We start from the raw sequence: 24,415 nt of genomic DNA on the forward strand, positions 1-24,415 counted from the left end.
GTACAGTACAATAAGACCGGCCGGAAGGGGTGGATCATGGAGTCGAATGGTGAAAACCTGAGCAGAAGGCAGTTCGCCCGCGCGGTGCATGACCTCGAGCGCATCACGCGTCAGATCGCGGGGCGTTACATCGATAAAGGAGTGCCGCTGACTTGGCGGCTGTTGCATGCCATCGAGGCGGAGGCCGTCGCGGACCTCGGATTCGCGGGACGACACGAAGCCGCCTTGCGCGAGCTGTTCGCGCGTCCCGATGACTTTCATTTCCCCGAAACCGATGACGTCGTCGACGTTGCATCCTCGGATGCCTTGCCCGCCGTTTTCGCCTTCGCCGTAGACGCCTACGAGCGCGCATCGCGACAGAATCGGCCGCGAGCAGTCAGCGCTGCGCATTGACGCATCCCGCGGCACGCGACTGAACCCGCGTGCCCCGGTTCATGTCATCGCGCAGCGGATCGTTTCACGGCGCGAACTCCGCCGCGATGTCCGCATCCGAACGCGATTCGAGCTTGCCGTCCCGGCACGCAACGCGAAACACCTCGTAGTCCTTTTCCACCTGATCCGCGTAGGCGCGACCGTAGCGCACTAGAACTTCGGCCATTCGATCGCTGTTGCCCAGGTAGCCCGAGATTTCCGGCGCGCATCCGCCGGACTTCGCGTGCGCGCGGGCAAGCGCCCAGCCGCAAAGCACGGCGTACTCGCGAAAGACGTCGTCGCTGAAAGTATCGAGTTCTGCGGAGATTTTCATGTCGCGTAACTGGCGGATGTAGAGCGTGCGCCCGAGCGGTCCGGTCGCCCAGCCGAGAAACGGGTCCGTGGCGGCCTGCATCAGACGTTGTCCGTGAACGACGCGGTGCCCGTCGTGTTTGATGTCGTCGGCGTGCTTCGCATGTTTCGTGAATCTCGCGACGACCGACGTCGATGCCTCCTTCATCTGCAGGAAAAGCGGCTTGTCGTGATGATCCGTGAGCAGCAAAACGAGGCAGCGCGTGCCGACGCTGCCCACGCCGACCACCTTGAACGCGACATCCTGCAGGCTGAATTGCGACAGCAATCTCGCGCGCTCCGGCGTAAGCGTCGCGACATAATCGCGCACGAGCGTCGCGAGCGCATCTTCACGACTGGCTTTGAGCGTCATCCAGCCGTCGTTCTTATCGATCAGCGTGCTCTTGCCGTGGATGTGAAACACGGCAGGCGGCACATCGCGAATGCGCCACGTGTCGCCGGTTCGGTCGGCGAGTTTCGGCAGCATCGTTTCGTGCGTGCGGCGCGAAGCCCGTTCGATGCCGCGCTTGATGCGCCGGCGCGCGTCTTCGCTTTGCACGGCCTGGTACATGCGATCGAAGGTGATGCGCTCGTACCAGAGATCGAGCACGCTCATTTCAGCGTACTCGCGCAGATGCGTCTGATAACTGCGCGCGGCGACAAACGCGAACTCGTCCGCAGCCAGATCGCCGTGGCCGAGATGCCGGCCGGCGATCGTGAAGCTCGCGACCAACCGTTTCAAATCCCATTCCCACGGACCGGGCGCGGTTTCGTCGAAGTCGTTGAGATCGAAAATGAGCGCGCGCTCCGGCGTTGCGAAGCCGCCAAAGTTGGAAAGATGACAGTCGCCGCAGATCTGAATGGCGATGCCGCTGTCCGGTGTGCCGGCCAGGTCGTGCGCCTGAAGGATCGCGCTGCCGCGATAAAACGTGAACGGCGAAACGAGCATGCGGCCGTAACGCAAGGGAATCAGCGCATCGACGCGGCCTTTGCTGCTTGTCCGCAGAAGCTCGATGGGATCGCGATCGACATCGCCGATCGCCTCTTGCGCGGCCCGCGGTGTGCGTTCGCGCCTGGCGCGTCCATTCGCGCGACGTTCCTGCCAGGATTGCTGGGGCATCGCTCGCTCCTTTTTGCTCTTGTGTTCGTGGATGGAAGGAAGCCGTATAGACGACAGTAGTCGACGAAACGCACGCCCGCCAAGACAGTTATCGACACTTTGGCGGACACACGCGCTTGACGTCGCGCGCCCGAAGCCCGACCCTGTGCGCAGTGCAATACAGCGCGCAACGCGCCTTCGAACAATATGCCGAACACTTCCGATCTCTTCGACCAACAGCGCGCCGACTGGCAGGCCGATCCGCACGCCGCGTTCGATGCATGGCTCGCCCAGCAATCGTTCAGGGCGTCATCGGCCGATGTGTATCGCGCGCAATGGGGAAATTTTCTCGAGTGGCTGGCCACCAAACGCGCGACGCTGCATACGGTGCAACGTCCGATCATCGAACAGTTCGTCGCGCAACTGGACATCCGACGCCCGCAGCGCATGCGGTATCTGCGGCTGATCGAGCGCGTGCTGGATCACGTTCGGGAAGTGGAATCGGCGGCGACGAATCCGGCGCGCTTCATCGCTCAGGACGGCGACGCGGCATGGCGCAAGGCACGCGACAACGAGCCGACGGGCTTTCTCACCCACGATGAGCGCGCGCTGCTCGTCGCGCATCTGTTTTCTCCGATCGGCGCCTTGCCGGCCGGGCAGCGCTGGCGCGAGCGGCGCGACCGGGCGTTGGTCGCCGTCTTTCTCGGCGCAGGCGTGAAAACGGGCGAAGCGGCGCAATTGACCGTCGATTGCTACGCGGCCGGCGCGCCTTACGTGACCGTCGACGCGTCGAATCCGCTGCTGATCCGGCAGGCGCGGCTCGCTCCGTTCGCGGTCGAACTGCTCGACAACTGGATCAGCGAGCGCAAGACGGCTGGCCTTGCAGGCGAATTGCTATTCCCGGCAGCACCGACGGGACGCTCGATGCACAAGGCGACGATGCTGCGCGCGATCGACGCCGTCGTGGCCGCGTCCGGGATAGCGGCATCGCGCGTCGCGCGCGCAAGTCCGCAGACCTTGCGCAACACGTACGCGGCGGAGTTGTTCGAGGATGGCACGGACCCCGATCGCGTCGGCCAGTGGCTCGGATTCCAGCAGACGATCTCGGTTCACCGGCTGCATCGTGCCTGGCAAGAATGGATGGGTGAGCAAGTACGGGAGCGCGACATTGCTCACGCGCGCGCCGACGGGGAACGGCACATGTCCGTCGACGATCCCGAAAACCCTCACCTTTGACGCCGGCGCTCACTCCACGCGCGATTACGAGGTGCTGACGCGCGCCGACCGGATAAATTCGTCGACGGCCGCAAGCTTCGATGCCGTGGCCCCGGAGGTGCGCTCGCAGTTCGGGCAGGAAAGCTCGTATTCGTCTTCGTGGCGCTGCAGTTCCGGTTCGCCAGCCTCGCACGCCGGACAGGAAGTTGGCGCGGCGACGTGCGCGTCAATCTGCGTGCCGAGGCGGGCGATCTCGGCGGAAGTGAGGCGCCCCTGCGCCGCCAGCGACGCGATCAACGCGCCGACTTCCGCGCTCGCACCGGATTGAACCCGCCGTGCATCGCGCTCGAGAACTAGCGCATCGATTTCGTCGGACTGCGCCCGCACTTGCGACTCGAGCCGGTCAGCGCGGCTTCGGGCTGCGCTAAGTTGTTGAATGAAATCGAATTCTTTCTGACTCGCTTCGCGTGCGCTGGTCTGATAGGTGGCGGCCATGCCGCGCAGGGAGTCGAGTTCGACGAGCATCGGATGCACCCGCCGTTCGGCCTCCTTGACCGCGTCCTTGATCTGCTGAGCGTAGTGCTCGGTGCTGTGGCGCAGCTCGTTTTGAAGCTCGTCGATGCGGTCGCGCAGCCGTGCCGCAGCGTCCTGCTCCTGCTGCAGACGCGCCGAGAGCGTCTCGTTCTCCTTCTCCCATCGGGCGATGACTTCGCGCAAGCCCGCCTGAGCGTCTGTGCCTTGACTGCGCAGCGTCTTCAATTCGGCTTCCAGCGCCGCGATCTGAGCAGCGCCTGCTTCGGCGCGCGCCTCGGCACGCTGCTGAGCCCGCTCGATCGCCTCGCGACGAATATCGGCATCGCGAGCCTGGGCTTGCGCGGCCTGGATGACCATGTCCAGACGGGCCTTTTCCTCGTTAAGGGCGGCACGCGCGGCCGTTTGAGCCTCGTCATATAAAGCCGCCAGCAGTTCGCCGGCACGTTCCTGCAATGATTCTGGCATCGCCCCAGCGTCGATGCGAACGCGCAACGTCGAACGCAGACCGGCCCAGAACGCCTCGATGTCCTTGGGGATGTCGCTTGCGCTGCCGGTTTGAGTCAGTTCGCGGACAGTCGTAACCGAGGGCCGAACGCCCAGGTCGAAGAAGAGTCGCTTGCAGGCGTGTTGAGAGAGGTCTTGCCGCCGTGCGCCGGTGGCGCGCATCGCTTCGATTTCTTGGCGCAGCGTGTCGCGAGTAGATTGATCCATGGCGAAAATCTAGCAGTTCAACATGATGATCATAACGTTTTACGTGTTGGTCGTTATGTTTTTCGTTCGATCATTGACACCAACGTCGATAACAGCGCATTTAGGCCGTTTTCGACAACTTGGCATGGAACACATGTCCGCCGTCGTGAAACATCCTGAAGATACCCCTGCAAGTCGATGATTTGTCGCGGATTTTAGTCCCATACGCGCCATGGGCGTCTGTTTCACGCAGCTTTTCGTTTTTCTAATTACTGCGTGCAAAACACTGCACCGCTAGAGAGTATTAGAAGTTAACACCTTTGAACCTTGTTAACATCGTTAACGCCAGCCAGAACCCTTATCGGATAAGGCTTTGCCGGACGTCAGGTGAGATTGTACGGGAACTATGGTGAAACTCTGCGGGAGCGAACGGTGACGGGCTTCGGGATGATCGGTGAGGTCTCTCGGGAGGAATCGTGAGCGGGTTCGGGGAGGCTCCAAAATGATGGGTGAGCTTATTCGGGGGCACGCGCACGCTAACGCGTTGATTTCTGAGGGCGCCCCCCTGGTCTGTCGGCTTCGTTCGGTGAGAATTTTCGGGAGCATGCGAATCGCACTATTTTGGAGTCGATTCGGGTAAAGCTTACCGATCGGTGAGGGTTTTCAGGGTAATTCCCGAGAGAAAGGTGAGCGTTTTCGGGGGCGAAGGCTACTTTTCGCTGAAATTTTCATCTGCCGACGCCTGAGGTGAGCTTTTCCGGGAGCGAAATGGAAGATGCACGTCTCGGTGCAGCCGTAGTCTCTTCTTGGATGGGCTCGCAGGGCCGGTGAGAGCGTCTAAGGTGAGCCTTTCCAGGAGTGTCTGCGCCTGCTTTTTTCAGTCCATCTTCCCTGTCATGCGCCTCGCATGGTGAGGAAATCCGGGATCACGCGCGCTGTACGAGAACTGTCGCTGCACTAGATGAGAAATCGCGCGCATGAAAAAACATATTAGAAACAAGTGGATAGACCAGGATGGTCTGTCGTTGCGTTTAGCGGAAACACGGTATGGTGAGGGAATGCGGGAGCTACGAACGTCGGTGCGGGACAGTGCCAAGAAACCGTCGGTGAGGATTTACGGGAGCCACCTTCTTCACGTTTTGTGACGAAAGCGAGATAAGTGCCTGGGAGAGCACCATTTTTGAGCGACGACGGAAAAAAGGTGAGGCTTTGCAGGACGCAGCAGGGTGAGCATTTGCGGGACAGGCGATATGAGGTGCAGCAGGTCAAAAGTGATAGTTTTCGGGGGCCATAGGCGGCGCGAAGCCCGTAGAACGGGGCTGGACGGGGGCGATCGGGTTGAAGAAAACTCGATGAGGTGAGACTTTTCGGGACCTGTCGATGCCGATCTTTTGAAGTGAGTGCGCGCCGTTATAACTTTGCACCGCACCGATGCGCGGCCGAAGCGGAGAAGGACGGACTTTCGGCTGTCTCTGCCGCGCCACACGTCGTTCAACGAGCCGAAAAATTTTTAAGGTGAGCCTATTCGGGAGACTGCTTGAGCTCCCGGATGGGGCGCCGAAAAACCGTCGCAATCCGTTTACCCGCGTGGACACTACAGCTAAAAGATACCCTCGATCGGTGAGCGGTGAGTGTTTTCGGGAGCGCACCGCAGTGAGCCGTGCTGTCTGTCTGGCAATCACCCCTGTGTGGTGAGGGTGTCCCTATAGACGGGCTTCACCCCAATCGGTATCCTTGCTCGCAATATCGATCTTGACCATTTCATGGCCACCAAGCGCGCAAAGAAAACCGATGTCGTTAGCCCCAGTTCGGCGGAACTGCGCAAGGCTGTCGAGGCCATTGCGATTCAGCCGAAAAGCGGCAAGATCACGCTGCTCACCAGAAAGTTGTTCAATGTGCTGCTAGCCGTTGCTCAACAAGCCGACGACTCCGGTGACACGTATCGCGCGCTGCTGTCGGATATCGTCGCAAATTCGGCGTTCGACTCGAACGACACTGCGCTCGTGAAGGAGCATTTGCGTCGCATGGTGTCGGTGCAGGTCGAATGGAGCACCGGCACATCGAGTCAGAAGCCGGGTCGCAAGTGGGGCATCTCGACGCTGATCGCCGACGCCGAAATCCTCGAAGATCCGACGACGCGCCGCGTCTGGGTCGAATTTTCATTCGCGCCGAAAATCAAAAAGAAGCTGCTGGATCCTGTGCAGTATGCGCGCCTGAGCCTGCAATTCCAGAGTCAGTTGCGCAGCAGCGCCGGCCTCGCACTCTATGAAATTTGCGTTCGCTATCTCACGAATCCCAGCCATCTGACGATGCGCGAGACGTGGGAATGGTGGCGGCCTATTCTTTCAGGAACGCCCGATACCGAAGCCGGCGACGAAGCCAAGCGCGAATACAAATACTTCAAACGCGATTATCTGCGGCCCGCAATCGCCGAGGTGAATGCGGTGACCAATATCTTCGTCGAACTGGTGGAACACCGCGAAGGGCGCCGCGTGGCTGAGATTCAGTTCCGCGTGACCGAACAAAAGCAGCCGATGCTCGCGCTGGACGAACATCCGAACGTCTTCGACAGCACGTTGGTGGATCGGATGGTGAAGATTGGCATTCCGCTCAAGGACGCGCAGACGCTGTATGCCGACAGCGAGGAAAACCGCATCCGCGCGGCGTTGCAGATGACCGAACAGCGCATGCGCAGCACGACTTTGCCGCCGGTTCGCAGCGGCGCGGCGCTTTTCAAGGACGCGCTCAAAAAGGGCTACGCGCCACCGGTAGAAGCGCTGCCTCCGGCAACGAGCGGTACGGCCTCCCGCACGCCGGCTGCCGCCGACGATCTCAAAGCCCGCTTGTTGAGCGAATTCTCGGCGTACCGCCGCAAGGAAGCGCGCGTGCTGTACGACGAGCAAGGTGAGGAAGAACGGGAGGTCGCGCGTCAATCCTTCGAGGAGGACGTTTTGCCGGGGCTCGGTGCCCACATGCGCGACGACTGGCGCAAGCGCGGACTGGATTCGAAGCTGGCGGAAACATCCTTCTTCGACTGGCTGGCGCGAAAGACGTGGGGCGAGCCGACCGATGGCGACTTGCTGGCATTTACGCTCAGTCAATCGCGCTAAAGTCTCCGCGCGCAACCGAAAACGTCCAATTCGAAAATGGCCGCCGGTCCATGATCTCGGCGGCCATCGTGTGCATTTACTTCTTGGTCTCGACAGGCTGAAGCATCAGTTCGATCTGATGCAGTAGCTCATCGCGCTTCTCGCGCGACAAGCCTCGCAAACGCAACTCGAGACGATCTTCGCCGTATGACTTCAGATCGCCGACTGCGACGCCCTCCAGCTTGATTTCGAGGCGCTGCGCATAGCGTTGCCGGCCAGGCGTCTTCGGCGCTTCCTGAGCGTTCGCGCGGCCCTTGACGATATCGGCGACCTGCCGCGTGCTCAGGTCATCCGACGTGATCTTGTTGATCAGCCGCAGCGTGGCGTCGGTGCCGCGCGCGGCGTGATAGCGCACGATCTGATAGGCCATGTTCGAGCCGAATCGGTCAGGCCGCGCAACCATCTCGTGCATGACGTTCTCAGGAAGCTTCGCGATCGACAAAGCGACGGCGATCGTCGATTCGTCCAGCCCGAGGTGATCCGCCAGTTCGCGCTGGCTCTGGAAATGCTGTTCGTCGAGAAAGCGTCGCCAGACCACGGCGTTGTCGAAAACAGTCTGCGAGTCGCGCTGAACGTTCAGGTCATAACCGAGCTTGTAGCTCTGAATGCCGATCGGCAGATCGACGACCACCGCCTTCACGGTTTCCTTGTTTGCCTCTTTCAGTGCTCGCACGCGCCGGCCGCCATCGCTGACGAAGAACGTTCCCGGATGCTCGTAATCGGGAATGACGTGAATCGCCTGTTGCTGGCCCTGCTTCGCCAGATTGACGGCCAATTCCGCGATTGACGTCTTCAGATAGAAATGGCGCGGGTTGAACGGGCTGGGCTTGATCGACTTGAGCGGCAACTCGATTATCTGTCCGGCCGTGTAGCGGTTTGCACGGCGCCACGCACGATATTCATCGGACTCAGGTCCGGCGTTGATGTCGCCCGGCTCGTCGGCCACGAAGGCGCTCGATCGGCCGTTCGCGGCGGCCTGCCCCACATGTTGAATGTCGACGATGCCATCGATCGCATTCAGGCGATCCAGCGCAGTGCGCTTCTCGCTGCTCGTCGTGTCGGGCCGAGCCTTGAAGCCCTTGGCAAATTGGGACGGTTTCATTCAGGGTCCTTTATGCGCATAAAGTCAGGAGAGCATGTCGAGGATCTCGTCCGCGACCGAGCGGATTTCCGCCGCTGCGAGGCGCGAGCCGCGATCGCTCATTTGAAGCACGGTCTGTCCAAGCGCCATCGCCTGCTTGTAACACTCGCGCGTTGGGATCTGCGTTTTCAATAAGGGAAAGCCGAGCTCTTCGAGCGCAACCTTGAGTTCGCGCGTGAGCATGCGCTTTTCTTCGGTCTTGTTGAGCAGAAAGACGGCGCGCAGATCTTCGTTCATCACCTGCGCTTGCTGAACGAGCTTGACAAGGCCGACGCTCGACCAATAGTCCGCCGGCGATGACGAAGTCGGAATCACCGCGACGCTCGCCGCCAGCAACACGACGCCAGATACCTTCTCGGTGATCGACGGCGGGCAATCCACGACGATGATGTCGTAGTCGCTGACGAACTTTTTGATTTCCCGATGAATCTGCCCGCCGGCCTCGGAGAGATTGACGACTGGAAACGGGATGCCGCTTGCGTCATCCGATGCGGCGCTTGACCAATGGATCAGCGTGTTCTGACCATCGGCGTCGACTACGAGCACACGCTTCCTCTTTTCGTGAAAGGCCGCACCGAGATGCATCGCAATCGTGCTTTTGCCGACGCCGCCCTTTTGTTGCGTGATCGCTATGATTTCCGCCGCCACGTTCCACTCCGTATTTTGAAGTCCGTTGAATTCTACATTGTCGTTGTTGTTTTTCCAGTGATATTCCGCAACAACTGACTCGCGTTAGCCGTTCGGCCGAGGTTTATGCGCATAAAGTCCTTGTCCGGCCGGCGGCGCCGGCGTCGGAAGTGCCCGACTTTATGCGCATAAAGCCGCCGCCATCCTAGGCGAGGCGGGTCTTACAAGCACCGCCGCCTCGCCTTTATGCGCATAAAGTCGCACTCCCTCGGTCGCCTGTACGCCAGTCCTCACCTGCAAAACGAAATCGCCTATCCTAGGCGCTGACACAACTGCGCCTACGCCGGAGCCTCCATGACTGTTCGCAACCTGGACACCCTGTTCGCGCCGAAGTCGATCGCTGTCGTGGGCGCTTCCTCGCGTGCGGGCAGCATCGGCGAGATGGTCTGGGCGCGTGTGCAATGCGCTGGCTTCACAGGTTCTCTTTGGCCAGTCAATCCAAAATACGACTCGCTGACCGGCGAAACCGTGTACCGCGACGTCGACGCGTTACCGGAAGCGCCGAACGTTGCCGTGATTTGCACGCGACCGCACACTTGGCCGGACCTCATCGAGCGCCTCGGCCGACGCGGAACGAAAGCCGTCGTGATCGTCGGCGAAGCGAAGCAACGCGGAGAGTCTTCCGCAGCGGACGCCGACGAATGGACCGTTCGTACGCTCGCCGCCGCCCGGCCTTTTCTTGTGCGCGTGATCGGACCTGCCAGTCTCGGCGTCGTCACGCCGGCAATCGGCGCATGTCTCGGCGCGCCCGCATGCAGTGTCAAATCGGGCGGCGTCGCGTGGGTGTCGGGATCGAACGCGCTGACGAACGGCGTACTGGGATGGGCGCGTGCTCGCGGACTCGGCTTCTCGCGAATCGTCGCGCTCGGGGATGAAGCCGACGTCGATTCCGGCGACATCCTCGATTTCCTTGCAAGCGATGCATCGACGCGTGCGATTCTGCTCGCAATCGAAACGGTTCGGTCGGCGCGCAAATTCATGTCCGCCGCGCGCGCCGCCGCGCGAAACAAACCGGTGCTCGTGCTGCGCACGGGTCGCGATGACCCTTTCGACCGCCTCTACGGCGCGGCCTTCCGCCGTGCCGGACTCGTCCGCGTCGGTTCGCTCGATGATCTGCTCGATGAGATCGAGACCTTGGGCATCGGCCGCGTCGCGACAAGCGATGTCGCAACTGTCATCACAAGCGACCGCGGCGTCGCAGCACTTGCCCAGGACGCCTTTGGCGCAGCAGGCGACGACCTCGCGCAATGGCCGATCGCCGCGCGCGACGCCGTCGCCGCCGCGCTGCCTCGCGCTCGCGCGGGCAATCCTCTTCTTCTCGGCGACGACGCCACGCCCGCGGATTTCGGCGCGGCGCTCGAAGCGCTCGCATCGCATCGCGAGACCGGCACAGTGTTCGTCGTGCATGCGCCGACGCATAGCGCGCCCGTCGCCGAAGTCGCCCGCACGTTGATTGCCGAGCGACGTCACGCATATCGCGGATTGCTCGCGTGCTTTTTCGGCTGTGTCGATGCCGCCACGCGCGACGAGTTGCACGCGAACGGCATTCCCGTGCACACGACGCCGCATCGGCTGGCGCGCGGTTTTGCCCGGCTCGTCGATTTCCGGCAGGGCCGCGAACTCTTGATGCAAACGCCCGACGGCCTCCCCGCGAATATTCCCGAAGACATCGACGCCGCGCACAACGAGATTCGCACGGCGCTCGCAAACGGCATCGCCGAATTGAATGGCGAACGTGCGGCGCGCGTATTCGCTCGTTTCGGCATCTCGGTGAAACCGGGGCCGCCCGACTCGCTTACGAGCGATGCCGTCGAAATTCAGACGCGCCTGCTCAACCATCGCGTGTTCGGTCCGGTATTCGAATTCAAGGCCGAAGGCGCGCTCGGCCTTGCCGACGCACTTCACGAGTTTGCCTTGCCGCCGCTCAATCCCGTGCTTTCGCGCGATCTCGTCATGCGCTCGCCGCGTTCGCGCGAACTGCCCGCCGAGTCGCTGCTCAATGCGCTGACGGCGTTATCGCAACTCGTTTGCTATATCGAAGAAATCGTTGCGCTGCGTCTCACGTTGCGCGTGACGCGCGATTCAGTCGCCGTTCACGAACCGCAACTCACGCTCGGCGCGCATCGCAAGCCGCTGGCGATCGTGCCGTATCCACGCTGCCTCGAAGAGACGCTCGACTGGCGCGGCATGCGCGTCACCGTGAGGCCGATTCGTCCCGAAGACGAAGAAGCGCACGCGGCGTTCGTCGCGGCCAATACCGCCGAGGATTTGCGCCTGCGCTTCTTTGGCGCTGTCCGTAACTTCGATCATTCGCAACTCGCGCGCATGACGCAAATCGACTACGACCGCGAAATGGCGCTGATCGTCACGCGAGCGAACGGTGACGGCACGGGCGAGACGCTCGGTGTCGCGCGCGCGATCGCCGATCCTGACAACGAGACCGCGGAATTCGCCGTCGCCGCGCGCTCGGATATGAAGGGCAGGGGATTGGGCTCGCTGCTGCTGTCGCGCATCATCGACTACGCGAGACAGCGCGGCACCCGCTGGATGGTCGGCGAGGCGTTGCGCGAGAACGCCGGCATGATCGCGCTCGCACGCAACACCGGCTTCGAAGTGACGAAGACCGACGACCCGGGCGTCGTCGGTTTCAGGATGCGGCTGTGCGATGCGCCGTCACAGCCGCGCGGCGATTAAGCCGCGAATTTGGCGAGCGCGTCGTCGATCTGGGCGCGCGACAGCGAAAGCTCGTCGAGCAATGCTTCGGCGTACAAACTGCCCGTTTCCTTTTCGAGGCGCGCGATTGTCAACGCGCAGCGCGACGTGTCCTTCAACGTCGCGATGAACGGCTTCACCGATTGCCCCGAAGTGAACGCATCGAAGAGCGGCACGCGAATGTCGTCGGGCAGCGCGCGCGACGTCCACTGATACGGCTTGCCGTTGTACGTCAGTTGCGGCGGCAGCGTGCGCTCCTTCTTCGCGGCGGGAATCAGGCCGAATGTCCGTGCCGCATCGCCGATCTGCTCGGCCGAAAAAAGCTCGTCGGGCGTGATGTCGAACTGCGCGATATACGTTTCGATCGCCTGCATCGCGGCCGCGCGATCGTCGCGTTTCTTTTGCGCGCGGGCGACAATCTCGCGCAGTTCGTCGGCTTCTTCGGATGTGATCGTGAAGTTCGCCTGTTTTTGCTGCAGTTCGGTGAAGCGGAGGAATTCGGAGTCGGAAAGGAGTTTCGCCATCGGGAATGCGTCGGATTGGATACGGCGGCACGCCATCGCGGCGCGCCGTCTTCTTGAGAGGGCCGCCATTCTAACGCGCGAAGCGTGCGCCATTCAGTCGTGCGTCATCGAAAGCGACGCGGCTGCATTTTTCAGCAAGGACGTGACGTCTTCGATCGACGGCGCCACGTAATCGTCGATGCGCCGCAGGTACGGGCAGGTGAGGGCGGCGATCGCCTGGCCGGACGGCCCGAGCAGCGGATACGTCACGTCCGTCACGCCGAAAGTCTGCTGGCTATCCTTTTGCGAATAGCCGAGTTCGCGAACTTGCCGGTAGTCGGCGTCGAGCACGGCGCGATCGACCGCGAGTTCGCCTTTGACCTTCGTATGCTCGGCGAGCATGTGTTCGCGCTGTTCGTCGGTCTGAAACGCGAGCATGACGCGGCCGGAGCCCGTGTCGATCAACCCGACGCGCGAGCCGAGCCGCACTGAAATGCCCCACGTGCCGGGACCGTCCACTTGCGCGATGACGAGCAAATTTCCGCGATCGTAGACGACGAGATGCACGGATTGCTCGGCTGCATCTGCGAATCGCTGCATCGCCGGAAGCGCCTCGGCGATGAGCCGATTCATCGGCGGATGCCGATGCGCGAGCGCATACAGCTTCAGGCTCAACGAATAACGATCGCCTTCAGGCGAGCGCACAACGTACTGCCGCGCGACCAGCCGCTCCAGCATCCGATACATCTCACTCGCGTTGCGCCCGAGCATCTTCGTGATTTCCGCACGCGTGAGGCCCGACTTCTGTTCCGAAAGCAATTCGAGGATATCGAGCCCTTTATCGAGCGCGGGCGCGCGATAACGATCGGCGTCGTTGTCTTCCACGTCCATGTGCTGTCTGAGTTGGTTCATGAATTCGCGCGAGTTTAAGCCTTCCGTCACGGAGCGCGATCCCATTCGCATGCGCCGGCTAGGGAAATCACTGATCGATCCGGGTTGCGTCATTGTTGACTTCGATTGGTGCGTCTATGAATATTACGTTCACTGATGAATCGTTGCATCCACGTTTTCCCGCGGCGACTTGTTTTGGACGTTCGGCGCAATCCTCCTTCTGAGATCGACGATGCAAGAAACCACCGACCCGCGCCTGATTCTTCTCAGTCCGGAAGACAACTGCCTGATCGCCGCCGCGCGCCTGCCCGCTGGCGAGACGCTGATGATCGAAGGCGAGTCTGTCACGCTCGTGACGACCATCGAGCTTGCGCACAAGATCGCGCGGCGCGCGTTGTCGAAGGACGAAAAGGTACTGCGTTATGGCGCGATCATCGGCCACGTAAGCGTCGATGTCGCGCGCGGCGAGCATCTGCATACGCACAACCTGGAAAGCGACTACCTACCCACTTACACGCACGACGCCGCACACGCCTACGTGCAGCACTGAACACTTCCATGGACACTTCCGCACTGCAGGGCTATCTCCGGGCGGATGGCCGCAAAGGCATCCGCAATGTCGTCGCGGTGGCGTATCTCGTCGAATGCGCGCATCACGTTGCGCGCGAGATCGTCGCGCACTTCCGTCCATCGTTCGATGATTTCGATTCCTTAGTTCCGCAAGTCGAACCGCCCGTGCATCTGATCGGCTTTCCGGGCTGCTATCCCAATAGCTACGCCGAAAAGATGCTGGAGCGCATCTGCACGCATCCGAACGTCGGTGCGGTGCTGTTCGTGTCGCTCGGCTGCGAGAGCATGAACAAGCACTATCTCGCCGATGTCGTGCGCGCGAGCGGCCGTCCCGCCGCCGTGCTCACGATTCAGGAAAAAGGCGGCACGCGCAGCACGATCCAGAACGGTCTCGACTGGGTGCGCGAGGCGCGCGCGACGCTCGCGGCTCAACAGAAAGTGCCGATGGCGCTCGACGAACTGATCGTCGGGACGATCTGCGGCGGCTCGGACGGCACCAGCGGCATCACGGCGAATCCGGCCGTGGGGCGCGCGTTCGATGCTTTCATCGATCAAGGCGCGTCGTGCATCTTCGAGGAAACGGGCGAGTTGGTCGGCTGCGAATTCCACATGAAACGGCGCGCGGCGCGGGCCGAACTGGGCGATGCCATCGTCGAATGCGTGCAAAAGGCCGCGCGCTATTACACGACGATGGGCCACGGCTCGTTCTCGGTCGGCAACGCGGACGGCGGGCTGACGACGCAGGAAGAGAAATCGCTCGGCGCATATTCGAAGAGCGGGGCGTCGCCGATCGTCGGCATCATCAAGCCGGGCGATATTCCGCCGACCGGCGGTCTCTATCTGCTCGATGTCGTGCCCGATGGCGAGCCGCGCTTCGGCTTTCCGAATATCAGCGACAACGCGGAGATCGGCGAGCTGATTGCGTGCGGCTGCCACGTCATTCTCTTCACGACGGGGCGCGGCTCGGTCGTCGGCTCGGCGATATCGCCCGTCATCAAGGTCTGCGCGAATCCGTCGACGTATCGCAATCTGTCCGGCGACATGGACGTCGACGCGGGCCGCATCCTCGAGGGCCGCGCGACGCTCGACGAGGTGGGCCGCGAGATCGTCGACGTGACCGTTGCGGTGGCGGCGGGCGCGGCGTCGAAGTCGGAGGCGCTCGGGCATCAGGAGTTCATCCTGACTTACAAAACCTTCGAGCCGGTCGGCCCCGCGTGTTTGCCGAGCGCCGCGCGACGCGTTACTGTGGCGGCTTGAGTTTCGCCATCTCTAAATCATTCGGGGTTTGCAGATGACCGCAGAAGCGCAAGAGGCAGTTTCACGTCGACGCAGGATTGGCCGCACGTCGCTGGAAGTCACCGCGTTGTCGCTCGGCACCGCGCCGCTCGGCGGTCTGTATCACGAGCTGACGGAAGACGAGGCGCGCGCGACCGTCGATGCCGCGTGGCAGACGGGCATCCGCTTCTTCGACACGGCGCCGCACTACGGCCACACGAAAGCGGAACATCGGCTCGGCGATGCATTGCGGCGTTATCCGCGCGGCGATTTCGTGCTGTCGACGAAAGTCGGCCGCCGCTTCGTGCCGCGCACGACGCCCGACGACGGCAGGGAAGGCTGGGCCGCGCCGCTGCCCTTTCAGGCGATTTACGACTACACCTACGACGGCATCCTTCGTTCATTCGAAGACAGTCAGATGCGGCTCGGCATGACCGATATCGATATCGTGCTGATCCACGATATCGGCCGCGTGACGCACGGCGACAAGAACGCGCACTACTGGAAGCAACTGACCGATGCAGGCGGCTTCCGCGCGCTCGAAGAATTGAAGCAATCGCGCGGCGTGAAAGCGGTCGGCCTCGGCGTGAACGAAGGCGCGGCAGTGATGGAAGCGATGGCCGAATTCGACATCGACTGTGCGCTGCTCGCCGGCCGCTACACACTGCTCGAGCAAAACACGCTCGATGATTTATTGCCCGAATGCGAGAAGCGCGGCGTGAGTATTTTGCTGGGTGGCGCGTTCAACTCGGGCATTCTCGCGCGTGGTCTCGATGCCAACGCGCATGGCGATCTCAAGTTCAATTACGGCGATGCGCCGAAGGACGTCGTCGAGCGCGTCGGCAAGCTGGAACGCGTATGTCGCGCGCATGGCGTTGCGCTGTCGACGGCGGCCATCCAGTTTCCTTATGCGCATAAAGTTGTGGCCACGGTTCTGATGGGCGCGCGCACGCCGGACGAAGTGCGCGAGAACGCTGCATCGTTCGCGACGCCGGTTCCGTCCGCGCTGTGGGACGCGTTGCGCGCGGAAGGTCTGCTTCATGCGAATGCACCGGTGCCGCGATGACATCGAATGTGAACATCGACGCGCATCAACACTATTGGGATCCCGCGCGCGGCGACTATGGCTGGCTCACGCCCGACATGAAGCCGCTGTATCGCGTGTTCGGTCCCGACGATCTCGCGCCGCTGCGCAAGGCGGCCGGCGTTCAGAAAACGGTTGTCGTGCAGGCCGCGCCGACGGTCGACGAAACGCGCTATCTGCTCGATCTCGCGCGCAGCGACGATTCGATCGCGGGCGTCGTCGGCTGGGTGCCGCTCGATTCGGCCGATGCCGCGGCGATCATCGACGAACTCGCGCGCGAGCCGAAGTTCAAGGCCGTGCGCCCGATGCTTCAGGACTTGCCCGACGATACGTGGATCGAGCACGCGCCGCGCAAGGACGCGATCGAGCGTCTGATCGATCTCGATCTCGCCTTCGACGCGCTGATCTTCGCGCGGCATGTGCCGTCGCTCGTGAAGTTCGTCGAGCGATATCCAGAACTAAGAATCGTCGTCGATCATGGCGCGAAGCCGCCGATCCGCGACGGCATCGACGTGGGCTGGCAACCGTGGGCCGATGGCATCGCGCAACTCGCGAAACTGCCGCAAAAGCTGCATTGCAAATTGTCCGGACTCGCGACCGAAGCGAACCCGAACTGGACCGACGAAACGCTGAAACCCTACGTCGCGCATCTGCTCGAACATTTCGGATATGCACGGCTGATGTGGGGTAGCGACTGGCCCGTGCTCGACATGAATGGCAGCTACGCGGCGTGGCACGACACGGCGCGCAATCTCACGTCACATCTCGAAAAGGCGCAGCAGGACGCGATTTTCGGCGCGAACGCCCGCGCCTTCTATCGCCTAAGAAACGGCTGATATACCCGGCATGTCTCAAAAACACTTCCGACTGGAGCAGTAGATGGTACAAAGACTGGCAGGCAAGACCGCGCTGATCACGGCGGCGGGGCAAGGCATCGGGCTCGCGACCGCCGAACTGTTCGCGGCACAGGGCGCGCGCGTGATCGCCACCGACATCCGCACGGAATCGCTCGAAGGCAAGCCCTTCGAAGCGCGCAAGCTCGATGTGCGCGACCCGCAGGCGATCAACGCGCTGGCCGGCGAGATCGGCGCGATCGACGTGCTCTTCAACTGCGCGGGCTATGTGCACGCCGGCTCGATTCTGGAGGCGAGCGAGGAAGACTGGGACTTCGCCTTCGATCTGAACGCGAAGGCGATGTATCGGACGATTCGCGCGTTCCTGCCGAAGATGCTGGAAAAAGGCGGCGGCTCGATCATCAACATGTCGTCGGCGGCGTCGAGCGTGAAGGGCGTGCCGAACCGCTTCGTGTACGGCGCGTCGAAGGCGGCGGTGATCGGCCTCACGAAATCCGTCGCCGCCGATTTCGTCACGCGCGGCATTCGCTGCAACGCGATCTGTCCGGGCACGGTGGAATCGCCGTCGCTCAAGGACCGCATCGCGGAGCAGGCGAAGGCGCAGGGCGCGAGCGTCGATCAGGTGCAGGCCGCGTTCGTCGCGCGCCAGCCGATGGGACGCGTCGGCCGCGCCGAAGAAATCGCGGCGCTCGCGCTTTATCTCGGCTCGGACGAATCGTCGTTCACGACGGGACAGATTCACATCATCGACGGCGGCTGGTCGAACTGACCGACCGCTCACGTTATTTGGAACCAGGAGGATCACATCAGATGAAGCTGCTTCGTTACGGCCCCAAGGGTCAGGAAAAACCGGGTCTCTTGGACGCCGAAGGCCAGATTCGCGACTTGTCGAAGGTCGTCGATGACATCGCCGGCGCGACGCTGACCGAAGCGGGCCTGGCCAAATTGCGCGCGACCGATCCGGCGACGCTGCCGGTCGTCGACGGCAATCCGCGCATCGGACCGTGCGTGGGGCGCGTCGGCAAGTTCGTGTGCATCGGCCTGAACTACGCGGATCACGCCGCCGAATCGAATCTGCCGGTGCCGACCGAGCCGGTCATCTTCAACAAATGGACGAGCGCGATCTGCGGCCCGAACGACGACGTCGAAATCCCGCGCAACTCGGTGAAGACCGATTGGGAAGTCGAGCTCGGCGTGGTCATCGGCAAGGAAGCGAAGTATGTCGATGAAGCCAACGCGCTCGATTACGTCGCGGGCTATTGCGTGATCAACGACGTTTCCGAGCGCGAATGGCAGCTCGAACACGGCACGCAATGGGACAAGGGCAAGGGCTTCGACACGTTCGGCCCGATCGGTCCGTGGCTCGTCACGAAGGACGAAGTCGCCGATCCGCAGAAGCTCGATCTGTGGCTCGAAGTCGACGGCAAACGCTATCAGAACGGCAACACGAAGACCATGGTCTTCACGGTCGCGCAACTGGTCGCGTATCTGTCGAAGGTGATGAGCCTGCAGCCGGGCGATGTCATCTCGACGGGCACGCCGCCGGGCGTCGGCATGGGCGTGAAGCCGAACCCGGTCTTCCTGAAGGCCGGCCAGACGATGAAGCTCGGCATTCAGGGTCTCGGCGAGCAGACGCAGAAGACTGTCGCGGCGCAGTAATCGGCCCGCAGCAACGACAAAAAACCTCGCCGCGGCGAGGTTTTTCGTTTCGGACGACGGGATTTGAAAAGTTCAGGCGTGATAGACGGGTTCCGCCGCAACGCCTTCGGAGATGCGCGTGATCGTGCCCTGCGCGACCGCGACGAGCCGCTCGGCGCCGCCATCGGTGACGAACACGTCGCACTGGCAGGTTGCCTGCGTCATGCCGGCATGGACGACGCGAGCACGCGCCATCAGCGTTCCGGAGACGGCCGGGCGCAGATAGTTGATCTTGTATTCGCCGGTGACGACCTTCGGCCCGAGCCGCAGCGCGCCCGCGAAGGTCAGGGCGTTGTCCACGAGATAACTCACCACCCCGCCGTGTACGAAGCCGTGTTGTTGCCTTAGCTCGTCCCTGATCGTCAGACACAGCGTGAGACTCGCTGAATCGACCTGCATCAGTTTTGTTCCGAGCAAGGCGCTGAACGGTTGCGCATTCAGCGCACCGCGCGCGATATCGACAATTTCGGCCATTCGGACACTCCTTGGGTGGGTTCGGTGCCGTCCTGCAAAGACAATAGGAAGCGATCGCGCGCACTGCAAGGAAGTCACGCAAAAATTGTGCAATGGTGCGTTTCGGGCGGCACGCGCGCTCTCCGATGACGATTCGCCGAAGCGGCGCGTTCCCTGCATTCGCATAGACAAGCCGCTGCGGCAAACGATTCAAGCTTTGTCGCCCGACTGCCGTAAACCCGCAGTGTCCCCGCATCGGCGGGCCTTAATTCGGAAAGTGTGGGTGCTAGTGATGTTCGGAAAGATCAAGGTTTCATCGGGTTTGCTCGCAGTTCTGGTGGTGTTCTGTCTCTTTCAACTGGTGACCGAAGGGCTCGGTTTCTGGTCCCTGTCGCGCACGCATGACGATGTCGGCAGTCTGTCCAACATCGCGCTCAAGCAGGTCAACGCGGTCAACAAGACCACCCAGCATCTGATGGATGCGCGCATCAACCTGTCGCGCGCGGGCACGCGCATGGTGCGCGGCGGAAGCGAGCCGACGGAAATCGTCCAGCACGCGCGCGAGCAGATCGCGGCGGCGGACAAGTCGTTCACGGCGTTCCTGAACGCGCCGAAGACCGGCGATGAAAACACGGCGCGCATGAGCGCGCTGCAGGCCAAATACGCGGAGTATTCGAAGGCGCTGAGCGAGCTCGTGCAGTATCTCGACGCGGGCAATCTCCAGGCGTTCCTCGACCAGCCGACGCAAGGCTTCCAGGATCGCTATCTCGCGGAACAGCAGAAGTTCGTCGATTTCGGCGATGAAGCGGGCCGCGGCTATCTGTCGTCGATCGACACGCGCTACGCGTGGTTCCGCGCGGTCGGCATCGCGATTCTGGTGACGCTGGTCGCGGGCATCGCGCTCGTGCACGTCGCGCTGCGCCGTGCCGTGATCGAGCCGCTGGAACAAGCGGGCCGCCATTTCGAGCGCATCGCGAACGGCCGTCTCGACGAGCGTATCGAAGATCGCGGCACGAACGAAATCGGCCGTCTGTTCGCGGGCCTCGCGACGATGCAGGCAAGCGTCGCGAACACGGTGAAAACGGTGCGCGCAACGTCGGATTCGATCAACCTCGGCGCCGATGAAATCGCGAGTGGCAACGCGGATTTGTCCGCGCGCACGGAGAATCAGGCGGCGTCGCTCGAAGAAACCGCATCGAGCATGGAAGAGCTGACCGCGACGGTGCGCCAGAACGCCGAGCACGCGCGCGAGGCCAACACGCTCGCGGGCGAAGCGCTCAACGCGACGTCGCGCGGCGCGAGCGTGGTCGACGATGTCGTCGAGAAGATGCGTGGCATTGCGTCGAGCTCGGACAAGATCGCGGAAATCATCTCGGTCATCGACGGCATCGCGTTCCAGACCAACATCCTCGCGTTGAACGCGGCTGTCGAAGCGGCGCGCGCGGGCGAGCAGGGCCGTGGATTCGCGGTCGTCGCGGGCGAAGTGCGCGGTCTCGCGCAGCGTTCGGCGCAATCGGCGAAGGAAATCAAGGAACTGATTGGCGAGTCGGTCGCGCAAGTGAGCGACGGCTCAGTGCTCGTCGAGCGCGCGGGCACGGCGATGCGCGAAGTGTCGGCGTCGATTTCACGCGTCACGCAGATGATGGCGGAGATCAGTGCGTCGTCGCTCGAGCAGAGCGTGGGCATCGAGCAAGTGAATCAGGCGGTCACGCAGATGGACGAGATGACGCAGCAGAACGCGGCGCTCGTCGAGCAGGCTGCGGCTGCCGCGTCGTCGCTGCATGAGCAGACGCGGCAACTGAAGGCTGCGGTTTCGGTGTTTCAGCTCGTCTGAGTTCGCTTAAAGAGGCAAGGCCGCGTACGACGTCGCGAGGTGATACGGCGTCGTCGACGGCATCTCGGCGCGGCTGATCTCGCCCGTCGCCGAGCGGCATTCCACCCAGCCGGTTTCGTGCAGGAAGCGCGCGCGAAACCGCTCGATTTGCGGACCGACGGCGTCGCCGCGCGTCGCCAGCGCGCGCAGATATTCCGTCTGCGCCCAGATGCGCTGCGTCCCGTCGATCACGCGCCCGGTTTCGTCGATGGCGGCATGAACGCCGCCCGTCTGCTCGTCCACGCCGTGCCGCTGCGCGAAGTCGAACGCGCGCGCGAGCCGTTCGTTCAGCCCCGCCGCTTCGAATGCGGCGTGACCGCTGCCCAGCGCCAGAAAATACCACTCGAACTGATGGCCCGGCTCCAGCCGGTTGCCCGCCGTGCCCATCGGCAATTCGGCGATCGAGCCGCTCGGCTCGTGCACGAACGCATCCGCGACGGATTTCGCGAGCTGCGCGAGACGCTTGTCGTAGGCGGGCTCGCCGGTCGCTTCGCGCGCCGCGAGCCACGCTTCGGCGAGATGCATCAGCGGATTTTGCAGCGGCGTCTCGATGGTCGCGCCGAAATCCTCGGCAAGCACCGCGTTCAGCAGATCGCCGCCGCTCGAAAAGCGCGCCTCGACGAGCCGCGACGTTTCATCGAGCAGCGTGAAAGCATCGGCGGAACCGCTTTTCTTCGCGTAATGCGCGCACGCGAAAACGACGAACGCATGGGTGTAGAGATCCTTTTGACGCTCCAGCGGCGCGCCGCTCGCGTCCACGCTGTAGAACCATCCGCCGTTGCGTTTGTCCTGAAAATAGTGACGTAGCGATTCGAACAGCGTCGCGGCGTGCGCGAGATCGCCGGCTTCCGAGAACACGAAGAGCTGGCGCGCGCAGGCCATCGCCCGATAGCGCTTCGGCGGCAGCGGCGCGTGATCCCCCGGCGCGACGGCTTCATAGGCGAGCCCGAGCGCCGCGTTGAAGCCCGGACCGCGCCAGATGGGCAGCACGATGTTTGCGTAATGCGCACGCAATGGCGCGGCGGATTCCGGGTTCGCCGATTGCATCGCCGGCGATGCGTTTGGTTGCTGATCCTGCATAGGACGACTCTTATTGTTTCGGGGGATGCGCGGCCGTGAGGCGCCTACGCAACGGGAAAGGATAGCAAAACCGGCCCGCAGCGCGACGCATTCGCGGGCGACTCACCGAGAGGAGGACGAGAACATGATAGGAAATATCGAACTCGTGTCGCGGCTCATGATGGCCGCGGCGCTCGGCAGCGTGATCGGCTTCGAGCGCGAGCGGCTTTCGTGGGCGGCGGGACTGCGCACGCACATGCTCGTGTGCGTCGGCTCGGCGCTCATCATGATCGTGTCGGCTTACGGTTTCGAGGATGCGCTGAAGTACGACCACGTCGTGCTCGATCCGTCGCGGGTCGCGGCGCAGGTCGTGTCGGGCATCGGCTTTCTCGGCGCGGGCTCGATTCTGCTGCGCGGCGAGATCGTGCGCGGCCTGACGACCGCGGCGAGCCTCTGGTCGGTCGCGGCCATTGGCCTCGCGGTCGGCGGCGGGCTCTATACGGCGTCGATCGCGGCGACGGCGATCATCCTCATCATTCTGGCGGGGATCAAGCCGCTCGAACGCCGCTTCATCAGCGTGAAGCAGCGCCGTCAACTGACGATGCTCGTCGATCGCGGCGCGCTCAGTTTTCATGCGCTGCACGAGGCGCTCGGGCCCGGCAGCGTGCGCGTGAAGCAGTTCGTCGTGCAGCAAAGCGATGATTCGCCCGATCTCGACGAGGTGCGAGTCGAACTGTCGCGTGCATCTGCGGTGGAATATCGCGCGATTTGCGATCGTTTGCGTCAACTCGACGTCGTGCGCGAGTTTCGTGAGGACGATGCCGCCTGAAATCGCCTTCGGGATGCGGGTTTGCACGCGCAGCCATGCGACAATGCGGCCTCTCGAAATAATCGCCGATGCGCCGGTGCGCCTTGCACGCCGGTTCGGGCAGCCGCCTTTCGAACCTATGTCAGATTCCGCAGTAAAGAGAGACGCCGACGCCTCGTCCCGCCGCCGGCGCGCAACGCAAAAGCATGAGATGCGGGCGCCGCAGACCAGCGCCGACACGGAAAAGAAACTCGCTCGCGCCGCACGTTCCGCGCAGCGTCTTGCACAACTGAGCGAAGGCGCGCGTGCGGGCGAAACGCTCGATCTGTTCGCCGAAGACGCCGAGCGCGCGCAACTTCAGGCGATGAACACCGATATCCGCCAAGGCACGTTCGAAGGTTTCGAACTGCCGGAAGTGTTTCTCGCGGCCGTGCAATCGAATGGCGGGAACGCGCCGGAATCCGTCGTCGGGAAACGGGCGGCGCGTGGCGGCGTGACATCGGTTGCGCCGGAGCAGGGCCTCTTCGGGGACGATTTGCCTCAAATCGATGCGCCGCCGCCGGACGCGAGCCAACCAGCCGCGAGAACCGGCGCGATGGCCGCGGTGACGACGCGATCGGCGAGCATCAGCACGTCGGTTGCGCCGGAGAATGCGGCGCCATCGCTCGCCGCGCTCGCTTCAGCGCTCATCGCCCGCGATCGCGGGGCTCGCGGCGACCGCAACGAAGCGGCGCCGTTCGCGCAGCCCGGCATCCGCGATGCCGCCGCGCCCGAACTCGACCGCGCCCGCGCCACGGCGTTCGCGGACACCATCGACGCGCTCTATGCGGTGATCGCGGAGCAGCGCACTTCGACGGCCGCCCACGCGCGCCGCATGAAGACGATGCTGACGATCATCGTCTGCGTGATGCTCGTCACGGTGGCGACGGGCATCGCGCAAACGGCCGTACTGCTGCGCATGAACCACGATAGCAAGCTGCAGCAGGACCGCACCGAGCAACTGATGCTCAACCAGCAGGCGACGCTCGCGTCGCTCTTCGATACCGATTCCGCCAATATCAGCGTGCGCCGTCCCCCCGACCTGACGGACGCATCACCGGTTCGGCCGATCAGCGCCGCGACGCCCGATCCCGCGCCGAAAAAGCACACGCGTCACGCGCACCATCGCGCCACTTCCTCGGCGCACTGATTCCCGCTGTCAGATTCGCGGGGGGGGGGGGGGGGGGGGGGGGGGGGGGGGGGGGGGGGGGGGGGGGGGTGGGGGTGGGGGGGGGGGGGGGGGGGGGGGGGGGCGGGGGGGGGCGGGCGGGGGGGGTGGTGGGGGGGGGGGGGTTGTGCGCGCGGTTGTTGTTGGCGGG

At 63.0% G+C, this 24,415-nt stretch carries 20 protein-coding genes and 2 pseudogenes; 13 read left to right on the forward strand and 9 right to left on the reverse strand.

Annotated elements, in window-relative coordinates:
* Window positions 1-36: 36 nt before the first annotated feature.
* Entirely contained in the window at window positions 37-393 is a 357-nt protein-coding gene (locus tag NCS03_RS20375; protein WP_250440839.1) for a DUF2471 family protein, read from the forward strand.
* Window positions 394-457: 64 nt separating this feature from the next.
* Here NCS03_RS20375 and NCS03_RS20380 read toward each other — a convergent pair whose 3' ends face one another.
* Window positions 458-1,882 (reverse strand): DUF2252 domain-containing protein, encoded by a 1,425-nt coding sequence (locus tag NCS03_RS20380; RefSeq protein WP_175982363.1) that lies wholly within the window; start codon window positions 1,880-1,882, stop codon window positions 458-460.
* Between the two features lie 186 nt (window positions 1,883-2,068).
* Here NCS03_RS20380 and NCS03_RS20385 point away from each other — a divergent pair, with 186 nt between their 5' ends.
* Window positions 2,069-3,097 (forward strand): tyrosine-type recombinase/integrase, encoded by a 1,029-nt coding sequence (locus NCS03_RS20385; RefSeq protein WP_250529669.1) that lies wholly within the window; start codon window positions 2,069-2,071, stop codon window positions 3,095-3,097.
* Window positions 3,098-3,121: 24 nt separating this feature from the next.
* Here NCS03_RS20385 and NCS03_RS20390 read toward each other — a convergent pair whose 3' ends face one another.
* A complete protein-coding gene (locus tag NCS03_RS20390; protein WP_250529670.1) occupies window positions 3,122-4,321 on the reverse strand; it encodes a DNA-binding protein in 1,200 nt (399 codons plus the stop codon).
* A 1,742-nt stretch (window positions 4,322-6,063) separates the two neighbouring features.
* Here NCS03_RS20390 and NCS03_RS20395 point away from each other — a divergent pair.
* Window positions 6,064-7,410: a replication initiation protein gene (locus NCS03_RS20395; protein WP_008354205.1), complete on the forward strand. Its 1,347-nt coding sequence runs from the start codon at window positions 6,064-6,066 to the stop codon at window positions 7,408-7,410.
* Window positions 7,411-7,486: 76 nt separating this feature from the next.
* Here NCS03_RS20395 and NCS03_RS20400 read toward each other — a convergent pair.
* From NCS03_RS20400 to parA, 3 genes and pseudogenes are all read right to left on the reverse strand, one after another.
* Window positions 7,487-8,368: pseudogene (locus NCS03_RS20400) on the reverse strand (ParB/RepB/Spo0J family partition protein); the annotation flags it as partial.
* 77 nt (window positions 8,369-8,445) lie between these two features.
* Window positions 8,446-8,551: pseudogene (locus tag NCS03_RS31355) on the reverse strand (ParB/RepB/Spo0J family partition protein); the annotation flags it as partial.
* A gap of 24 nt (window positions 8,552-8,575) precedes the next feature.
* Window positions 8,576-9,238, reverse strand: coding sequence for a ParA family partition ATPase (gene parA, locus NCS03_RS20405; RefSeq protein ID WP_250529671.1), 663 nt, complete (start codon window positions 9,236-9,238; stop codon window positions 8,576-8,578).
* Window positions 9,239-9,571: 333 nt separating this feature from the next.
* On the opposite strand from parA, the gene NCS03_RS20410 reads away from it, so the two are divergent.
* A complete protein-coding gene (locus NCS03_RS20410; RefSeq protein WP_250529672.1) occupies window positions 9,572-11,971 on the forward strand; it encodes a GNAT family N-acetyltransferase in 2,400 nt (799 codons plus the stop codon).
* Here the strand turns inward: NCS03_RS20410 and NCS03_RS20415 are convergent.
* Together NCS03_RS20415 and NCS03_RS20420 are read right to left on the reverse strand one after the other, a co-directional pair.
* Entirely contained in the window at window positions 11,968-12,513 is a 546-nt protein-coding gene (locus tag NCS03_RS20415) for a hypothetical protein (RefSeq protein ID WP_008354201.1), read from the reverse strand. The two genes, NCS03_RS20410 and NCS03_RS20415, sit on opposite strands and share 4 nt — an antisense overlap.
* A gap of 93 nt (window positions 12,514-12,606) precedes the next feature.
* Complete coding sequence (locus NCS03_RS20420) at window positions 12,607-13,404, reverse strand: IclR family transcriptional regulator (protein ID WP_372492614.1); 798 nt, start codon at window positions 13,402-13,404, stop codon at window positions 12,607-12,609.
* A 211-nt stretch (window positions 13,405-13,615) separates the two neighbouring features.
* Between NCS03_RS20420 and NCS03_RS20425 the strand changes: the two genes are divergently transcribed.
* Genes NCS03_RS20425 through NCS03_RS20450 form a run of 6 tightly spaced genes read left to right on the forward strand, consistent with a single transcriptional unit; the run spans window position 13,616 to window position 18,825 of the window.
* Window positions 13,616-13,933 (forward strand): UxaA family hydrolase, encoded by a 318-nt coding sequence (locus tag NCS03_RS20425; RefSeq protein ID WP_175982368.1) that lies wholly within the window; start codon window positions 13,616-13,618, stop codon window positions 13,931-13,933.
* 8 nt (window positions 13,934-13,941) lie between these two features.
* Complete coding sequence (locus tag NCS03_RS20430; protein ID WP_250529673.1) at window positions 13,942-15,210, forward strand: UxaA family hydrolase; 1,269 nt, start codon at window positions 13,942-13,944, stop codon at window positions 15,208-15,210.
* A gap of 34 nt (window positions 15,211-15,244) precedes the next feature.
* Window positions 15,245-16,294, forward strand: a complete 1,050-nt coding sequence (locus NCS03_RS20435; protein WP_250503203.1) for an aldo/keto reductase — start codon at window positions 15,245-15,247, stop codon at window positions 16,292-16,294.
* A gap of 8 nt (window positions 16,295-16,302) precedes the next feature.
* Complete coding sequence (locus NCS03_RS20440) at window positions 16,303-17,148, forward strand: amidohydrolase family protein (protein WP_175982390.1); 846 nt, start codon at window positions 16,303-16,305, stop codon at window positions 17,146-17,148.
* Window positions 17,149-17,191: 43 nt separating this feature from the next.
* Window positions 17,192-17,935, forward strand: a complete 744-nt coding sequence (locus NCS03_RS20445) for an SDR family oxidoreductase (RefSeq protein ID WP_008354193.1) — start codon at window positions 17,192-17,194, stop codon at window positions 17,933-17,935.
* 41 nt (window positions 17,936-17,976) lie between these two features.
* Window positions 17,977-18,825, forward strand: a complete 849-nt coding sequence (locus tag NCS03_RS20450; RefSeq protein ID WP_175982371.1) for an ureidoglycolate lyase — start codon at window positions 17,977-17,979, stop codon at window positions 18,823-18,825.
* A gap of 72 nt (window positions 18,826-18,897) precedes the next feature.
* Here the strand turns inward: NCS03_RS20450 and NCS03_RS20455 are convergent, their stop codons facing one another.
* A complete protein-coding gene (locus NCS03_RS20455) occupies window positions 18,898-19,338 on the reverse strand; it encodes a PaaI family thioesterase (RefSeq protein ID WP_008354191.1) in 441 nt (146 codons plus the stop codon).
* Window positions 19,339-19,609: 271 nt separating this feature from the next.
* Here NCS03_RS20455 and NCS03_RS20460 point away from each other — a divergent pair, with 271 nt between their 5' ends.
* A complete protein-coding gene (locus NCS03_RS20460) occupies window positions 19,610-21,151 on the forward strand; it encodes a methyl-accepting chemotaxis protein (RefSeq protein ID WP_008354190.1) in 1,542 nt (513 codons plus the stop codon).
* Window positions 21,152-21,157: 6 nt separating this feature from the next.
* On the opposite strand, the gene NCS03_RS20465 is transcribed toward NCS03_RS20460, so the two are convergent.
* Complete coding sequence (locus NCS03_RS20465; protein ID WP_008354189.1) at window positions 21,158-22,270, reverse strand: AGE family epimerase/isomerase; 1,113 nt, start codon at window positions 22,268-22,270, stop codon at window positions 21,158-21,160.
* Between the two features lie 124 nt (window positions 22,271-22,394).
* Between NCS03_RS20465 and NCS03_RS20470 the strand changes: the two genes are divergently transcribed.
* Both NCS03_RS20470 and NCS03_RS20475 read left to right on the forward strand, forming a co-directional pair.
* Window positions 22,395-23,078: an MgtC/SapB family protein gene (locus NCS03_RS20470; protein ID WP_008354188.1), complete on the forward strand. Its 684-nt coding sequence runs from the start codon at window positions 22,395-22,397 to the stop codon at window positions 23,076-23,078.
* Window positions 23,079-23,268: 190 nt separating this feature from the next.
* Window positions 23,269-24,246: a hypothetical protein gene (locus NCS03_RS20475; protein ID WP_250529674.1), complete on the forward strand. Its 978-nt coding sequence runs from the start codon at window positions 23,269-23,271 to the stop codon at window positions 24,244-24,246.
* Window positions 24,247-24,415: the final 169 nt, after the last annotated feature.

The organism is Caballeronia sp. ATUFL_F1_KS4A (assembly GCF_023630905.1).
In the GTDB taxonomy this organism is placed as follows: Bacteria; Pseudomonadota; Gammaproteobacteria; order Burkholderiales; family Burkholderiaceae; genus Caballeronia; species Caballeronia zhejiangensis.

What these genes read in the sequence shown, in the direction of transcription:
- NCS03_RS20375 (WP_250440839.1), top strand. Translation starts at nt 37, where the DNA reads ATGGAGTCGAATGGTGAAAACCTGAGCAGAAGGCAGTTCGCCCGCGCG.
- NCS03_RS20380 (WP_175982363.1), bottom strand. Translation starts at nt 1,882, where the DNA reads ATGCCCCAGCAATCCTGGCAGGAACGTCGCGCGAATGGACGCGCCAGG.
- NCS03_RS20385 (WP_250529669.1), top strand. Translation starts at nt 2,069, where the DNA reads ATGCCGAACACTTCCGATCTCTTCGACCAACAGCGCGCCGACTGGCAG.
- NCS03_RS20390 (WP_250529670.1), bottom strand. Translation starts at nt 4,321, where the DNA reads ATGGATCAATCTACTCGCGACACGCTGCGCCAAGAAATCGAAGCGATG.
- NCS03_RS20395 (WP_008354205.1), top strand. Translation starts at nt 6,064, where the DNA reads ATGGCCACCAAGCGCGCAAAGAAAACCGATGTCGTTAGCCCCAGTTCG.
- NCS03_RS20410 (WP_250529672.1), top strand. Translation starts at nt 9,572, where the DNA reads ATGACTGTTCGCAACCTGGACACCCTGTTCGCGCCGAAGTCGATCGCT.
- NCS03_RS20415 (WP_008354201.1), bottom strand. Translation starts at nt 12,513, where the DNA reads ATGGCGAAACTCCTTTCCGACTCCGAATTCCTCCGCTTCACCGAACTG.
- NCS03_RS20420 (WP_372492614.1), bottom strand. Translation starts at nt 13,404, where the DNA reads ATGAACCAACTCAGACAGCACATGGACGTGGAAGACAACGACGCCGAT.
- NCS03_RS20425 (WP_175982368.1), top strand. Translation starts at nt 13,616, where the DNA reads ATGCAAGAAACCACCGACCCGCGCCTGATTCTTCTCAGTCCGGAAGAC.
- NCS03_RS20430 (WP_250529673.1), top strand. Translation starts at nt 13,942, where the DNA reads ATGGACACTTCCGCACTGCAGGGCTATCTCCGGGCGGATGGCCGCAAA.
- NCS03_RS20435 (WP_250503203.1), top strand. Translation starts at nt 15,245, where the DNA reads ATGACCGCAGAAGCGCAAGAGGCAGTTTCACGTCGACGCAGGATTGGC.
- NCS03_RS20445 (WP_008354193.1), top strand. Translation starts at nt 17,192, where the DNA reads ATGGTACAAAGACTGGCAGGCAAGACCGCGCTGATCACGGCGGCGGGG.
- NCS03_RS20450 (WP_175982371.1), top strand. Translation starts at nt 17,977, where the DNA reads ATGAAGCTGCTTCGTTACGGCCCCAAGGGTCAGGAAAAACCGGGTCTC.
- NCS03_RS20455 (WP_008354191.1), bottom strand. Translation starts at nt 19,338, where the DNA reads ATGGCCGAAATTGTCGATATCGCGCGCGGTGCGCTGAATGCGCAACCG.
- NCS03_RS20460 (WP_008354190.1), top strand. Translation starts at nt 19,610, where the DNA reads ATGTTCGGAAAGATCAAGGTTTCATCGGGTTTGCTCGCAGTTCTGGTG.
- NCS03_RS20465 (WP_008354189.1), bottom strand. Translation starts at nt 22,270, where the DNA reads ATGCAGGATCAGCAACCAAACGCATCGCCGGCGATGCAATCGGCGAAC.
- NCS03_RS20470 (WP_008354188.1), top strand. Translation starts at nt 22,395, where the DNA reads ATGATAGGAAATATCGAACTCGTGTCGCGGCTCATGATGGCCGCGGCG.
- NCS03_RS20475 (WP_250529674.1), top strand. Translation starts at nt 23,269, where the DNA reads ATGCGGGCGCCGCAGACCAGCGCCGACACGGAAAAGAAACTCGCTCGC.